Consider the following 14,933-nt stretch of genomic DNA (forward strand, 5'->3'; position numbering starts at 1 on the left):
CTTTGAGCGGATAGGAGGACGCTTTGAGCGCGTGCGGAAGGGCATTGAGCGGATGGCGCGAGCGATAGAGCGCTTGGGATGATGTATTGAGCGGCTCGCGGAGTTTATGCGGCTCGCGGAGTTTGAGCGGTTAACACGCCACGTAGAGCGCTCGTACGCTGGTATTGAGCGGAAAGGAGGACGCTTTGAGCGCGGGCGGAAGGGCTTTGAGCGGATGGCGCGAGCGATAGAGCGCTTGGGATGATATATTGAGCGGCTCGCGGAGTTTGAGCGGTTAACACGCCGCATTGAGCGCTCGTACGCTGGTATTGAGCGGATAGCAGGACGCATAGAGCGCGTGCCGAAGGGCATTGAGCGGATGGCGCGAGCGATAGAGCGCTTGGGAGGATATATTGAGCGGCTCGCGGAGATTGAGCGGTTAACACACCGTATAGAGCGCTCGTACGTTGGCTTTGAGCGGATAGCAGGACGCATAGAGCGCATGCGGAAGGGCAGTGAGCGGATGGCACGAGCGATAGAGCGCTTGGGAGGATATATTGAGCGGCACGCGAAGTTTATGCGGCTCGCGGAGTTTGGGCGGCTCGCGGAGTTTATGCGGCTCACAGCGTTTGAGCAGTTAAGCAAACGCAGAAAGCGCACACACTAAGAAAACCCCATATAAAAACGGCCCAAGCATTCAATATGCAGGGCCGTTTCTATAAAGGTGGGAATCATCGTACTTTACGATTTTCATCGCGCATTACGCCGTCAGGAGCCGAGTCGTTGCCGTTCATGTTGCCGTTTAGATTGCTGTCGTCACGAGCGTCATTGATATCGTTGTTGTCATCGATGATTTCATCGCGGGTTCGATCTAGACGTTCGCGCGTGTCCTCCATGATGCCATCACCGTCACCGTTCATGATGCCACGGTCGTTGTTGTCGTCAAGACCGTCAAGATTTGGGCCCATGCGTTCGTCACCGTTTGGCGTATTGTTACGTTCCGTCTCCTGCATCGGCGTTTCGTTATTGCTTGGTAGTGCACCGTTGTTCGTATTACATGCGGTTAGAACGAGTGCAGAAGCAAAAACTACGGGCAAAGCTTTTCTGATCATAAAAAAATTCCCTCCTTTTTTACGAGCTGTGAACCATACGTTTTGGTATGTTCATCGATAGCTTGTGCGGAAAGGAGAGAACTATTCGTTTTAATTATTTGTATGACCTGATGCGGTTTCCAATACGTTTTGAACGTATACGGCTTCCGCTTTGCAGCCATAATCATAATAGGTGTCGAGATCTTGTTGTAAAATTTCAATTTGTGCGATCTGCTCTTCCGTTGGTGGATCGTTGAGGATGCGAATTAGTACTTCCTCTACGCGCTCCGCTAACTCTTTATGGAACTCGGGATCAACTTTGACGTCGTCAGGAATCTTGTCGTACCAAAGTGCTTTGGTCGTAATGTATTCCCGCCAGTTCGCGTAAAATTGTTCGATGTTATATTCTTCTGCAGACCAGCCGATTTCACTCATATATTGTTCGAATGATTGAGAAATGGAACGAGTGATGCTGCTCTTAATATTTGGAGAAAGCTTTTTTAACATGCTGTAGTATACCCTCCCACTGTATGCCCATACTGGCATTCCAATGATTATTCTATCACTATTTAGTACGGCATCATGATGTTATTGCTCTTGGACGGGTCCGAGTGCGAACGTAATATCTGCTTCACATGCCACTTCGCCTTCGACGGTTGCGATGGCTTTTCCTTTACCAATTGTTCCACGCAAGCGGACAATTTCTACTTCGAGACGAAGCGTGTCGCCTGGTATGACTTGACGCTTAAAACGGCAGTTGTCGATGCCCGCAAAAAACGCTAGACGGCCTTTGTTTTCTTCTTTTTTGAGTAGAGCGACTGCGCCTACTTGAGCGAGTGCTTCCACGATTAAGACACCTGGCATGACCGGGTAGCCCGGGAAATGGCCGTTGAAGAAGTCTTCATTAATCGAAACATTTTTTAATCCGACTGCGCGCTTGCCTTCTTCGAGTTCTTCGATGCGATCGACGAGCAAGAATGGATAGCGATGCGGGATAATTTCTTGTATTTGTTGAGCGTTCAGCATGAAATATGTCTCCTTTATTCCAGAGGTTCTGAAGAATTCAGACGTTTCTGTCCTTATTTACCGTTCATGATATCAAAAATATGCTGCCATGTCTCTTTTTTGAAGACATCGCCTGCTTGGCCGTCACCGATTACACTAAAACCAACCATCGTACCTGCTATGGCCGCTAAGACAACCAACAACAGTATCAGTAGCAATCGCAACCAGATGGGAATCATGCGCACTTGAACCCAGCGCATTTCGCTTATCGGTTTTGTAGCCTCTTTAGAACGCTCTTTACGTGGCCATTTTGATGTAATCTTCGTCCAAAATGTCGCGTCCGTTTGTTCTGGTGTTGGTAGTTTTTCTACAGGTTCCGTTTCGACTAGAAGTGGTTGTTCTACTACCTCTTCTGAAGCGTCAGGAGCTGTTTCTAGCGCTTCGTCTTCCGTTATCGGCTGAATATCTTCCGAAACTTCTTCGTCTGTTGTAGGAGGCTCTGCAAGCGTAACGGCCACTTCATCCATTCCAGATGTTACGACCGAATCTGTTTCCGTAAGCTCAACCGGATCTTCCATTTCTGTCGGTTCTGCAGTCTTCAAGGGCTCGAATGGTTTCACCGGTGAAAGTGGTTCTGTTATTTTTTTAAAATTTTTATCTGTCATAGTCAGTACTCCTATTGCATGCGTTAGCGAATGCCGTTAATTAAGCCCATCATCTGGTCCGCCATGGTTACGGAACGCGCATTGAATTGATAGGCTCGTTGCGTCGAAATTAAATCCGCCATTTCTTTTTCATACTCTACGTTGGACGTTTCGAGCGCTTGATTTTGTAAGCCAATCTGACTTCGTCCAGCACCTGTCAATTCCGTCAATAAATCATTTGCTGTCAGTCCGATCGCTGCCAGATCTGTTGGCAAACCAAAGTTGGTTGCGGAAAGCTGAACCATTGAATCGGGCTTTTCTAAGACGGTGACACCTAGATTAAATTCTTGCGTTCCTTGTGGTGTTGTGACTTGCAATACACCGTTTGGACGAATTTGATAATCGGTCGCTTGTCCTGAAAAGACGATTGGACGGCCTGCGCTATCTGCCACTGCGAGTCCGTCTTCATTAACTAGCGCATTGTCGCCATTTGCAGTCGGTGATAAGTAGAAATTCCCTTTACGTGAATAAATGATTTCTTCTCCGCCGTCTGTCGGCTGTATTAAATTAAAATGTTGTTTCGGCTCCGTTAACGCAAAGTCTAGCTGACGGTCCGTTAGTTGAACAGAGCCTACTTTCCAATTCATCTGCAAGCTACCGAGTTGCGCCCCGGTGCCCATTCGAATGCCGAAATCTGAGCTACGCTCGGCTCGATCGGCTTTATCGTTATTCATTTGTTGGAATAAAAGTTCCTGGAATGTTGCGGCCGAAGACTTGTATCCATGTGTACCGACGTTCGATAAATTGTTGCCAATCAAGTCGAGACGGTGTTGCAATTGGTTCATCGTATTCGTCGCTGTGGTCATTGTGCGAATCATCAAAGGTCACTTCCTTTACGCATGCTTCTATATACCGTCATTAATTGACTCGTCCTACTTCATTGACTGCTTTTTCCATACTGCGATCATACGCTTGCAGGATTTTTTGATTGGCTTCAAAAGCACGGTAAGCTGTCAGCATATCTGTCATCGAGCGTGCGGCATCGACGTTGGAATCTTCTAGAAACCCTTGTTGTAACGTGTATGTACCGCCAGTTGGTAACGCATTTCCATCGATTGTCGTGTAAAGTCCGTTATCTTGTTTAGATAGAGTGTCCGGACCGTCAGAGTAAGCAATACCTAGTGTCGCGACTTCCGTTTCGCCTGCGAAGATCGCTCCTGAATCCGTCACGCGAATATCATCGCTTGTCAGTTCGATCCGATTGCCCGCATCGTCAAGGACATATAAGCCGGATGGATTGGTTAGGTACCCTTCTGCATTGACAGTGAAATTGCCGTTTCGTGTGTAGAATTGACCGCCACCCTCGCCTTCTAGCGTAAAGAATACAGTTCCTGCAACACCCGTCTCTTCATTGACTTCCATCGGGCCATCTACTAACGCGATATCAGTCTTCTGTTCCGTTTCACGCAACTGTCCTTGCGCAAATAATGGCAACGTTTCTTGCATATAAACACCTGTCGACAGTTCGCCTACCTCGGAAAGATTTCTAAAATTCAAGCCTTTTTCCGTCGGCACGCGCATCGAATCTAAGCGAGACATCAACATGTCAGGGAATGCACGAATCGTCGACTGCTCCGCCTTATAGCCTGGCGTGTTGGCGTTCGCGATATTATTTGATAGCATTTCTGTCCGGCGCTGCTGTGCGATCATGCCTGATCCTACTGTATAAAAACCACGAAACATTTCATTTCACTCCTTTGCATCTTCCTGTCGAATAATCGTTGTTTTTAGTATACACTACTTACCGCCTGATGGTAGGTCAAATTATGCGTGTGGATCTTTTACCATCCGACTCCATGAGCAAGGCCGTTCCTTCTGCAATACAAGTGAGCCCATTTTCCGCAATGAATACCGGAACTTGGAGATGTTCGGATAATAACGTATCTATTCCGGGAAGCAATGCACCGCCACCGATTAACAAAATGCCGCGCTGTGCAATATCTGCAGCAAGCTCCGGCAGTGTTTCTTCCAGTGCATTCCTAGTCGTCTCTACGATTTTACTAATCGGTAAACGCAATGCCTGATGAATCTCTTCCGCTGTTACTTCAATTGTTTTCGGAATACCTGTCGCGAGATCGCTACCGTGTACGTTCATAGCGTTCGGTTTCTCCCCATCCATCAACACAAGACCCATGTCTTTTTTCACTTGTTCTGCTGTTTTTTCCCCTATATACACATTATGTTTTTTTCGAATATGTTGGATGATGCACTGATCAAAATGAAGGCCGCCGATATTCGTTTTCTTGAATGAGACAATTTCTCCCATTGAAAGAACGGAAGCATCTGTCGTGCCTGCACCGAGATCGACTATCATATTGCCTGAAGGCGTAGATATATCCATACCTGTCCCAATCGCCGCCACTTTCGATTCTTCCTCAATGACGACTTGTTTGGCTCCGGCTCCCATCACTACTTGGCGGATCACACTTTTTTCCACTCGCGTCGTATCCGCTTTACAGCAAATTGTAACGTTAGGTCTGATACGCCGGCTTTTTCCTAGCGCTTTTTCAAGGAAGTGCCTGATCAACACGCGGGCCATTTCGAATTCCGCAATGTTCCCAGCTTTCATTGGACGTATGATCTGAATATGTTCCGGTGCACGACCAATCATTTGATAAGCCTCTACACCAAAGGCCACAGGTTCATCGGTACGTTTATCGATCGCAATGACAGCCGGCTCATTGATGACGAGACCGTCGCCTTTCACAACTATCAATATATTGGCGGTACCCAAGTCTATCCCAATATCTTTCGAAAACATCGTGACCTCGACCCCTTCCTCGTACGTCCTATCTGATAACACTCATTAGCTGTTTATTATATCATATTTCTACTTTATTTGGCAGTATTCGGGGACAGTCGTCAGAACAAAAAACCGCCAGCAAGTTAGCGGCGGCTCGTAATTTATTTAAAAGCAATCGTTGCATGAATGGCTTTCTGCCACCCTTTGTAGAGATCTTCACGTACAATTTCATCCATATTGGGCTCAAATGGTCGGTCGAGACGCCGGTATTCTGCGATTTCCTTGCAATCCTTCCAAAACCCTACCGCTAGCCCCGCAAGATAGGCCGCGCCAAGTGCCGTTGTTTCATTGATCGTCGAACGCTCGACTGGCACATTCAGTAAATCTGCCTGGAATTGCATGAGGAAATTATTATTCACTACTCCCCCGTCAACCCGTAACGTTTTCAATGAAATCCCAGAGTCCGCTTCCATTGCACCCAGCACGTCTTTCGTTTGATACGCGAGTGATTCAAGTGTCGCCCGTATGAAATGCTCCTTCGTCGTACCGCGTGTCAAGCCGAATACGGCACCTTTGACGTCGCTATCCCAGTACGGTGTGCCGAGTCCAACAAATGCCGGTACAACGTAGACACCGTCAGTAGATTGGACGCGCTTCGCATAGCTTTCGGTTTCCGACGCATTACGGAACATACGCAGTCCGTCTCGCAGCCATTGAATCGCGGAACCCGCAACGAAAATACTACCTTCCAGTGCGTACTCCACTTTCCCATCGATTCCCCAAGCGATGGTCGTCAGTAAACCGTTTTCAGACGTCACGGCCTTATCTCCTGTATTCATTAGCATGAAGCAACCGGTACCATACGTGTTCTTCACCATGCCGCTTTCGAAGCACGCCTGACCGAATAAAGCCGCCTGCTGATCACCCGCAATGCCCGCGATCGGTGCTGCGTGACCGAAAAAGTGCTTGGTGTCAGTATGCGTGTAGATTTCAGACGATTCGCAGACGGTTGGTAGCATCGCTTTCGGTATGTCTAAAATATTGAGTAGTTCTTCATCCCACTGCAGGTCATGAATATTGTACATAAGTGTACGCGATGCGTTGGAGTAGTCGGTTACATGCGCTTCGCCGCCGGATAGTTTCCAGATGATCCACGTATCGATAGTGCCAAATAGCAAGTCGCCATTGTTCGCTTTTTCACGGACCCCTTCTACGTTGTCCAATATCCACTTCACTTTCGTCCCGGAGAAATACGAATCGATCAGTAAGCCCGTTTTCGCACGGAATACATCATGATGTCCAGCTGCTTTTAGTTCTTCACAAATGTCAGCTGTCTGGCGGGATTGCCATACGATCGCATGGTAGACGGGGACGCCAGTATGCCGATCCCAGACGACGGTCGTTTCGCGTTGATTGGTAATACCGATCGCTTCAATTTGCGTGGCCGCGATGTTTTTTTCAGAAATGACCGCCGCGATGACGGAAAGAATCGAGCTCCAAATTTCATCCGCATTATGCTCCACCCAGCCAGACTGCGGAAAATACTGCGTGAATTCCTGTTGCGCCGTGTGGAAGATGTTGCCCTTTTTATCGAATAAAATTGCACGTGAGCTCGTCGTACCTTGATCAAGCGCCAGAATATATTTTTTCGTCATGATGCATTCCTCCCGTTTGCTTTGGTTGGTGTTTATTATACATGTTTTTGGATTGGGGGGTGGGTGATTTGGGGGTGGGGTGATGCATTGAGCGGACGTGGACATGGATTGAGCGGGTGGCGCGGGCGATTGAGCGGGTGGGGAAACGCATTGAGCGCGCGCGGACATACATAGAGCGGATGGCGCGTCGGATTGAGCGGGTAAGGAAACGCATTGAGCGCACGCGGAAATATATAGAGCGGATGGCGCGGGCGATTGAGCGGGTGAGGAAAACGCATTGAGCGCGCGCGGACCTACATAGAGCGGGTGGCGCGGGCGATTGAGCGGGTGAGGAAACGCATTGAGCGCTCGCGGACCTACATAGAGCGGATGGCGCGGGCGATTGAGCGGGTGGGGAAACGCATTGAGCGCGCGCGGACCTACATAGAGCGAGTGGCGCGTCCGATTGAGCGGGTGAGGCAGCACATTGAGCGCGCGCGGACCTACATAGAGCGAATGGCGCGTCCGATTGAGCGGATAAGGAAACACATTGAGCGCTCGCGGAAATATATAGAGCGGATAGCGCGTCGGATTGAGCGGGTAAGGAAACGCATTGAGCGCTCGCGGACCTACATAGAGCGGATAGCGCGCACCATTGAGCGGGTAAGACAACACATTGAGCGCCCCCCTCTCACGCCAGAACACAATCCATCAAACAAAAGCTATCCAGATACATTCCTCTGGATAGCTTTTCATAATTTTAGGCTGTTTGTATAGGTACAGTATATTACGGCTTCATTTTCAGTGTGGCTAGGCATCTGCTTTTTGTGCTTCGGTTTCATTTTTCCATTTTTGACGGGTGGCTTCTCCTCCGCGCAGGTGGCGGATGGATTTGTGGTAGGCCAGAATTTCCGCGACTTTCCGTGACAAGCATGGATCTACATTCGGCAATCGTTCGGTCAAGTCTTTGTGGACCGTGCTTTTGGAGTAGCCGGTCGCAGTGGCTAGCGCGCGCACTGTCAAGTTGGTCTCGATCAGTAGCTTGCCCAGTCGTACGCAGCGTTTTCTAATTTGCTCGTGCACGCCCTCTTCCTTTCTCTATTCACTCCTTTGACTAATGTAGTCTATGCGAACATGTATCAACATATGAAAAAAGCCATTCCGGGGGCTGGAATGGCTTGAGTGATACGTATTAAAATGCTAGGAAATCGTGTGGGTTTACAGATACGCCATCTTGTTGGATTTCAAATTGCAAGTGAACGCCTGCTTCAGGGTTCCATTCATTCTGAGTTGTCGTGGCAAGCACTTGTCCTTGTTGGACGACGTCGCCTTCTTTAACGAGTACGCCTGTTAATGAACCGTAAATCGTCGTCTTACCATCCGCGTGTTTCAATCTAACTTCTGTTCCTTTGAATGAATCCACGATGACTTCTTCGACTGTTCCACTCATTGCCGCTACGGCTTCGAATGGTTCGCCATCCATTGATAGGGAAAGTCCTTTGCTGGTGACGTACGTCTGGTTGAATACGAGTAGTGCTTTCTCACGCACTGCTTCGTCTGCTTCTGCATCATAAAATTCTTGTAAGATGGCGACTTGCTCTACTTTACTTTCATCGAATGGATACTTCAGTGTTTCTTTTGTTGCGTTTGTTTCTACCGTATCGCTTTCTTTTGGCTGATCTACTTTTGCCACTTCAGACGGGACAGAATCTTCCGTCGTCAATGCGGTGTATCCCCATACCATGCCGATGAATAAAAGCGCTACGCTCGTATAAATGGCAGGCCAGAACCAGCCGTTCTTCGTTTTCTTGTTCTCCTGAGAAGGGGCCTTTGGTTTTTCTTCTCGCATATTCATCACCTCACTTGCATTCTTTGCAAGTTACGGGGATTTTAAACATCGATCTTCAGGTAAATTTATTTTCTGTATTTTTGTGCCTGTATAATAGTGCGACAGAATTTGATCCGCGGTCCAGCCTTTTTGTGCGAAAGCTTCCGCACCATACTGACTCATCCCGACGCCATGGCCATAGCCAACGGTCGTAACATGGACGATTTGATTGTTGATGTCATACGCAATATTGAAATCGGTTGAAGCCAAATGTAGTTTTTCTCGAATTTGCCGTCCGCTCGCTTCATATTGTCCCGATATGATTTTCTGGACACGTCCGGTTTGATTACGAACAAGCTTCAGCTCGCGAAATTGATTGGCGCCCCAGTTGAAACCTAGTTTCCGATTCCATTCGGTCAATGTTAGTTCTTGCTTGCGTTCCACGGTAGGCGCTACCTCTTCTTCGCCAGGACTTTCAACGCTCTGCAAATATTCGACCGGATTGCCGCTGAAGTTTTGCGCGGCTTCCGTTTTGCCATTAGATGTAGAGAAGAACATGGCCGATATGATTTCTTCCCCGTACACAATAATTTGGCCTTGCGTCTCTTTCACAGCTTGGCGAACTTTCTTTTCATTGTCCTTGAATGACTTGCCCCAGCGCTCTTTACGTTCGGCTTCCGTACGGTAAACTTGCGCGGAGACGTCTTTAGCAATCGGCTTGATTCCTTTATCTGTGTTTCTGGCGGCATATGTGCGGGCTGCAATGACTTGCGCTTTCAGTGCTTCGGGATGAAAGTCGGCAGGCATCTCACCTGCTACCACTCCGACCACATACTCTTCAAGCGGAATCGGCTCGTCCACACCTATGACTGTGATCAGCACATCGCAGTACTTCTCCTCTCGTTGGTCTACCAGTTTGAACTCTGGCGCTTGTCTTACTAGAACGGGAATAAAAAATAATGTGAGAATGATGAATAAAAGCAATAGTTTTTTGTACATACTGGACTATATGTTGTCAGGAGATTGTGTATTCATCGTGGAGAATGAAAAAACCATGAACAGCGAACTGTTCATGGCTTCGATCATTATACTAATTGAGATTCCGTAACTTCTTGTTCAGTTGAGACACGTGTTATGTCTGCGCCTAGTGCTTTGAGCTTCTTATCGAAATCTACATAACCGCGATCCAAGTGAATTAATTCAGTCACACGTGTCACGCCTTCTGCTACGAGTCCGGCTAGGATGAGTGATGCAGCGGCACGCAAGTCTGTGGCTGCGACTTCCGCACCTTGGATTTTTGAAGGGCCTGAAACAATAACAGAACGTCCTTCGATTTTTACATCCGCGTTCATACGGCGGAATTCTTCAACGTGCATAAAACGATTTTCAAATACAGTTTCCGTTAACACACCAATACCGGTAGCTGTTAACATCAATGCCATCATTTGTGATTGCATATCCGTTGGGAAACCTGGATGCGGCATAGTCTTCAAATCGACTGCCTTAAGTGGATGATTCGCTCTCACACGAATTCCTTCATCCAACTGAGTGATTTCTACGCCCATTTCCGTCAATTTGGAAATTAATGCCGTAGAGTGTTCAGGTACTGCGTTATCGATTGTCACGTCTCCACCTGTAATGGCTGCGGCTACCATGAATGTCCCAGCTTCGATACGATCCGGAATAATATGGTGAGTCGATGCATACATTGTCGTTACACCTTCGATACGAATATTATCCGTACCCGCACCTACTACTTTACCGCCCATTTCATTGATGAAATTCGCCAAGTCGACGATTTCAGGTTCTTTGGCAGCGTTCTCGATGATGGTTGTACCTTCAGCAAGAGCAGCAGCCGTCATAATATTTTCTGTTGCGCCAACACTTGGGAAATCTAAGTAGATTTTCGCGCCTTTTAACCGACCGTTTACTTTCGCTTCCACATGACCATGTCCAAATGTAATTTCTGCTCCCATCGCTTCGAAGCCTTTCAAATGTTGGTCAATAGGTCTTGAACCAATTGCACAGCCTCCTGGCAATGCGACACGCGCGAATCCGTTACGCGCTAGTAACGGTCCCATTACTAAAATGGATGCGCGCATTTTACGTACAAATTCAAATTGTGCTTCGTCTGCTAGTCTTCCACGTGAATCTACGATGACTTCCCCTTTTTCCGGATCATGCGTGATTTTTGCGTTTAAACTTTTAAGCACTTCATTAATCGTCCGTACATCTGATAGATTTGGAACGTCACGAATGACATTCACTCCTTCAGATGCTAATAAAGCAGCAGCCAAGATCGGTAATACCGCGTTCTTCGCACCTTCTACACGTACGTTCCCTTGCAAAGTCCGTCCGCCGTTAATAATAATTTTTTCCACCAGTAGCCCCTCCGAGTCCAATTTATCCTTCACCCACAGCCTATTATCAATAATCGTCTATAAACATTTTCATTGGTGTTGCAGTTCAATTGTAAATTCAAATTCCACATATAAAACATATATTATTGTACCTTGTAAAACCTTACTAAACAAGTAACTTCCGGCGCAGTTTTGTGTTATTTCTTTCGTGGTGTAGTATATGTGGAGAACTGACACAAAGTGATTGCATTTGATCATTCATTTTTAGCCACATTACCGTTATTACCCGTTAATTCTACATTTTACACGCAGTGGGAGATATTTTTATTACATGTATATTACAGTTTAAGCAAAATAGATAGCGTTTCGAGATGTACGTCCCAGTTGTTGACAAGCAGTGATTTCTATACGTTTTACCTATTCATATAAAAAAACTACACCATATCTTGAACTTCCGTTTTAATTTCCTTCAGCTAGAGTTCTGTAATCCGTCGGTCGTACCGATAGAGCTTCAGCTGAAGGAAATCAAAACCAAGTTGCCCATCTTCCTGACCAGTAGGATATGTCTAAAAAGAATTTTGATACGGTGGAGCCGATAGCAATACTTAACAAAATAAACAAAAGTTGTGTTTGGAACACGCGATTTTTCCGTATGATGTTTTCTGGCAAGATTGCTTGTAGAGCGACGAAACTAATGCCGATGAAGAATATATGCGATACGATCGCGAGTAATGGATTGCTCCCTAGCATGCTGTCCATCGTTTCCACTCCTCTTTTCTAGAATATAGAGAAAAAGGGCAGACAGAGATCGTCTGTCCGCCCATTTCATTTATAGATTAAATACGTTGTTCATACACTTGCATGCGGTTGATTGCACGTTTTAAATCAAGCTCTGCTAACTTTTGAGAAAGGGCGTCAGTTTTATTCTGAAGATCTTGTTCAGCTTTTTCAGCAGCTTTCTTTGCACGTGCGATGTCAATGGACTCAGCCAGTTCCGCACTCTGTGCCAATACAGTGACAACTTCAGGACGGACCTCGATGAAGCCTCCGTGGACTGCGACTGTTTCTGTTTTGCCATCTGTTTTTAGGCGAAGTGCACCAATTTGAAGTGGCGCGACCATCGCGATGTGACCGGGTAGAACCCCGATCTCACCAGCTTCGGTAACTGCAATCACCATGTTCGCATCCATTTCAACAACAGGGCCGTCGGGAGTGACGATATTCACTTTGATTTTACTCATTTTTTTCCCTCCTGGTCCCTTTTCTTAGACTTCTACACCCATTGCTTTTGCTTTTTCAATAACTTCTTCGATACGTCCAACTAAACGGAAAGCATCTTCCGGTAAGTGATCATACTTACCTTCTAGAATTTCAGCAAAGCCTTTGATTGTTTCAGCAACTGGAACGTAAGAACCTTTTTGTCCTGTAAACTGCTCAGCAACGTGGAAGTTTTGTGACAAGAAGAACTGAATACGACGTGCGCGATCAACGACCTGCTTGTCATCTTCATCTAACTCGTCCATACCTAAGATTGCGATGATATCTTGCAATTCACGGTATCGTTGAAGAGTTGTTTGTACTTCACGCGCTACACGGTAGTGTTCCGGTCCAACGATTTCTGCACTCAATGCACGTGAAGAAGAAGCTAGTGGATCAACAGCTGGGTAGATACCCATCTCTGAAAGTTTACGCTCCAAGTTCGTAGTTGCATCTAAGTGAGCGAAAGTTGTTGCCGGAGCTGGATCCGTATAGTCATCCGCTGGTACGTAGATTGCTTGGATCGAAGTAACCGATCCTTTATTTGTAGAAGTGATTCGCTCTTGTAACTGACCCATTTCCGTTGCCAATGTCGGCTGGTAACCAACCGCAGAAGGCATACGTCCAAGAAGTGCAGAAACTTCAGAACCTGCTTGTGTAAAGCGGAAGATGTTATCGATGAACAATAGAACGTCTTGTCCTTGTTCATCACGGAAATATTCAGCCATAGTCAAGCCAGAAAGTGCTACACGCATACGTGCGCCTGGTGGCTCGTTCATTTGACCGAATACCATTGCCGTTTTCTTGATAACGCCTGAATCTGTCATTTCAAAGTACAAGTCATTTCCTTCACGTGTACGCTCACCAACACCAGCGAATACGGAAATACCACCGTGTTCTTGTGCGATGTTGTTGATCAATTCTTGAATTAGAACTGTTTTACCAACTCCAGCACCACCGAAGAGTCCGATTTTACCACCCTTGATGTATGGTGCAAGCAAGTCAACTACTTTAATTCCCGTTTCAAGAATTTCTACCTCAGTAGAAAGGAATTCGAATGTTGGTGCAGAACGGTGAATTGGGTCACGTTGTGAATCAGCAGGAACTGGCTCACGCAGGTCAATTTCCTCACCTAGTACGTTAAATACACGTCCGAGTGTAACGTCGCCGACTGGAACAGAAATTGGTGCGCCTGTATTAATAACTGACGTACCGCGTTTCAGACCATCTGTCGAGGACATCGCAATCGTACGAACTGCATCATCACCAAGGTGAAGTGCTACTTCTAAAGTCAATACTTCAACCACTCCGTTGGAACGATCGATATTAACCTTCAATGCGTTATAGATCTCTGGAAGTTGTCCGTTTTCAAACTTTACGTCAACAACTGGACCCATAACTTGAAGAATATGTCCATTACTCATGCTTTTCCCTCCTGTCTTACTGTTTCAAATCTATTATTCGAGTGCTGCTACGCCGGCTACGATTTCAGTGATTTCCTGAGTGATCGCTGCTTGACGAGCACGGTTAAATTGTAATGTTAACGAATCGATTAGGTCAGACGCATTGTCTGTCGCCGTCTTCATCGCTGTCATACTGGAAGCATGTTCGCTCGCTTTTCCATCGAGTACCGCTCCATAAATGAGGCTCTCCGTGTATTGCGGGAGAAGTGTTTCGAGAATCGCTTCTGCTGAAGGCTCGAACTCATAAGATGATGAAGCGGATACAGATGAAATATCTGTGAGTGGAAGCAATTTACGTTCAGTTGCTTCGTTGGAGATGGCGGAGATGAAGTGGTTGTAATACAAGAACACTTCATCGTAAACGCCTTCTGTGAACATGCCAACAGCCCGATTCGCGATATCTTTTACTTCTTCAAAACGAGGGTGATCCGAAAGTCCGATCAGGCTTTCTTCAATCTGGAAGCCCAGACGGCCGAAGAATTCATAGCCTTTACGACCGATCGCGATAATGACCACTTCATCTTTCGATTTATGGCGTTGTTCGATTGCACGGGTAACCGCACGGAAAATGTGCGAGTTATATCCACCAACAAGTCCACGGTCAGAAGTCACTACGATGTACGCAGACTTCTTTACGGGACGTGCTGTTAATAAAGGATGCCCAGAATCTTTCGTTACGGCTGCAATAGCACCCACCACTTCTTCTACTTTATCCATGTAAGGTACGAATTTCTTCGCATTGACTTCAGCACGGTTCAGCTTGGAAGCAGATACCATTTGCATCGCTCTCGTGATTTGACTCGTCTTTTTTGTTGAAGCAATACGGCTTTCTATCTCGCGTAAGGACGCCACTGGCTATTCACCACCTT

Annotated in this window: 16 protein-coding genes; all 16 read right to left on the bottom strand. The window is 46.7% G+C overall.

The window, feature by feature from the left end:
* Window positions 1-710 precede the first annotated feature (710 nt).
* The 16 genes from CSV63_RS08150 to atpG all read right to left on the bottom strand — a co-directional run bounded on the left by CSV63_RS08150 (window position 711) and on the right by atpG (window position 14,916).
* A complete protein-coding gene (locus tag CSV63_RS08150) occupies window positions 711-1,091 on the bottom strand; it encodes a hypothetical protein (RefSeq protein ID WP_099695408.1) in 381 nt (126 codons plus the stop codon).
* A 90-nt stretch (window positions 1,092-1,181) separates the two neighbouring features.
* Complete coding sequence (locus CSV63_RS08155) at window positions 1,182-1,577, bottom strand: hypothetical protein (protein ID WP_233192000.1); 396 nt, start codon at window positions 1,575-1,577, stop codon at window positions 1,182-1,184.
* 81 nt (window positions 1,578-1,658) lie between these two features.
* A complete protein-coding gene (gene fabZ, locus CSV63_RS08160; protein ID WP_099631269.1) occupies window positions 1,659-2,096 on the bottom strand; it encodes a 3-hydroxyacyl-ACP dehydratase FabZ in 438 nt (145 codons plus the stop codon).
* Between the two features lie 53 nt (window positions 2,097-2,149).
* Window positions 2,150-2,740 (bottom strand): DNA-directed RNA polymerase subunit beta, encoded by a 591-nt coding sequence (locus tag CSV63_RS16745; RefSeq protein WP_233192002.1) that lies wholly within the window; start codon window positions 2,738-2,740, stop codon window positions 2,150-2,152.
* Window positions 2,741-2,763: 23 nt separating this feature from the next.
* On the bottom strand, window positions 2,764-3,597 hold the full coding sequence (locus tag CSV63_RS08170; RefSeq protein ID WP_099695410.1) for a flagellar hook-basal body protein: 834 nt from the start codon (window positions 3,595-3,597) through the stop codon (window positions 2,764-2,766).
* Window positions 3,598-3,637: 40 nt separating this feature from the next.
* Window positions 3,638-4,462 carry a flagellar hook-basal body protein gene (locus tag CSV63_RS08175; protein ID WP_099695411.1) on the bottom strand — a complete coding sequence of 275 codons (825 nt, stop codon included), beginning with the start codon at window positions 4,460-4,462 and terminating at the stop codon, window positions 3,638-3,640.
* Window positions 4,463-4,538: 76 nt separating this feature from the next.
* The gene (mreB, locus tag CSV63_RS08180; protein WP_099695412.1) at window positions 4,539-5,540 is read right to left on the bottom strand and encodes a rod shape-determining protein; all 1,002 of its coding nucleotides are present in this window, start codon (window positions 5,538-5,540) and stop codon (window positions 4,539-4,541) included.
* Between the two features lie 143 nt (window positions 5,541-5,683).
* Window positions 5,684-7,177 carry a glycerol kinase GlpK gene (glpK, locus tag CSV63_RS08185; RefSeq protein ID WP_099695413.1) on the bottom strand — a complete coding sequence of 498 codons (1,494 nt, stop codon included), beginning with the start codon at window positions 7,175-7,177 and terminating at the stop codon, window positions 5,684-5,686.
* 789 nt (window positions 7,178-7,966) lie between these two features.
* Window positions 7,967-8,239, bottom strand: a complete 273-nt coding sequence (locus CSV63_RS08190) for a sporulation transcriptional regulator SpoIIID (protein WP_029053436.1) — start codon at window positions 8,237-8,239, stop codon at window positions 7,967-7,969.
* 109 nt (window positions 8,240-8,348) lie between these two features.
* Entirely contained in the window at window positions 8,349-9,005 is a 657-nt protein-coding gene (locus tag CSV63_RS08195; protein ID WP_199203631.1) for a M23 family metallopeptidase, read from the bottom strand.
* Between the two features lie 30 nt (window positions 9,006-9,035).
* Window positions 9,036-9,866, bottom strand: a complete 831-nt coding sequence (gene spoIID / locus CSV63_RS08200) for a stage II sporulation protein D (RefSeq protein WP_233192004.1) — start codon at window positions 9,864-9,866, stop codon at window positions 9,036-9,038.
* Between the two features lie 203 nt (window positions 9,867-10,069).
* Window positions 10,070-11,365, bottom strand: a complete 1,296-nt coding sequence (gene murA, locus CSV63_RS08205; RefSeq protein WP_099631262.1) for a UDP-N-acetylglucosamine 1-carboxyvinyltransferase — start codon at window positions 11,363-11,365, stop codon at window positions 10,070-10,072.
* A gap of 504 nt (window positions 11,366-11,869) precedes the next feature.
* Window positions 11,870-12,103 carry a DUF1146 family protein gene (locus CSV63_RS08210; protein WP_198166009.1) on the bottom strand — a complete coding sequence of 78 codons (234 nt, stop codon included), beginning with the start codon at window positions 12,101-12,103 and terminating at the stop codon, window positions 11,870-11,872.
* A 77-nt stretch (window positions 12,104-12,180) separates the two neighbouring features.
* The gene (locus tag CSV63_RS08215) at window positions 12,181-12,585 is read right to left on the bottom strand and encodes a F0F1 ATP synthase subunit epsilon (protein WP_099631261.1); all 405 of its coding nucleotides are present in this window, start codon (window positions 12,583-12,585) and stop codon (window positions 12,181-12,183) included.
* A 24-nt stretch (window positions 12,586-12,609) separates the two neighbouring features.
* Complete coding sequence (atpD, locus tag CSV63_RS08220) at window positions 12,610-14,025, bottom strand: F0F1 ATP synthase subunit beta (RefSeq protein WP_099637244.1); 1,416 nt, start codon at window positions 14,023-14,025, stop codon at window positions 12,610-12,612.
* Window positions 14,026-14,058: 33 nt separating this feature from the next.
* A complete protein-coding gene (gene atpG / locus CSV63_RS08225; protein WP_099631259.1) occupies window positions 14,059-14,916 on the bottom strand; it encodes an ATP synthase F1 subunit gamma in 858 nt (285 codons plus the stop codon).
* Window positions 14,917-14,933 lie beyond the last annotated feature (17 nt).

The organism is Sporosarcina sp. P34, from assembly GCF_002743375.1.
Lineage (GTDB): Bacteria > Bacillota > Bacilli > Bacillales_A > Planococcaceae > Sporosarcina.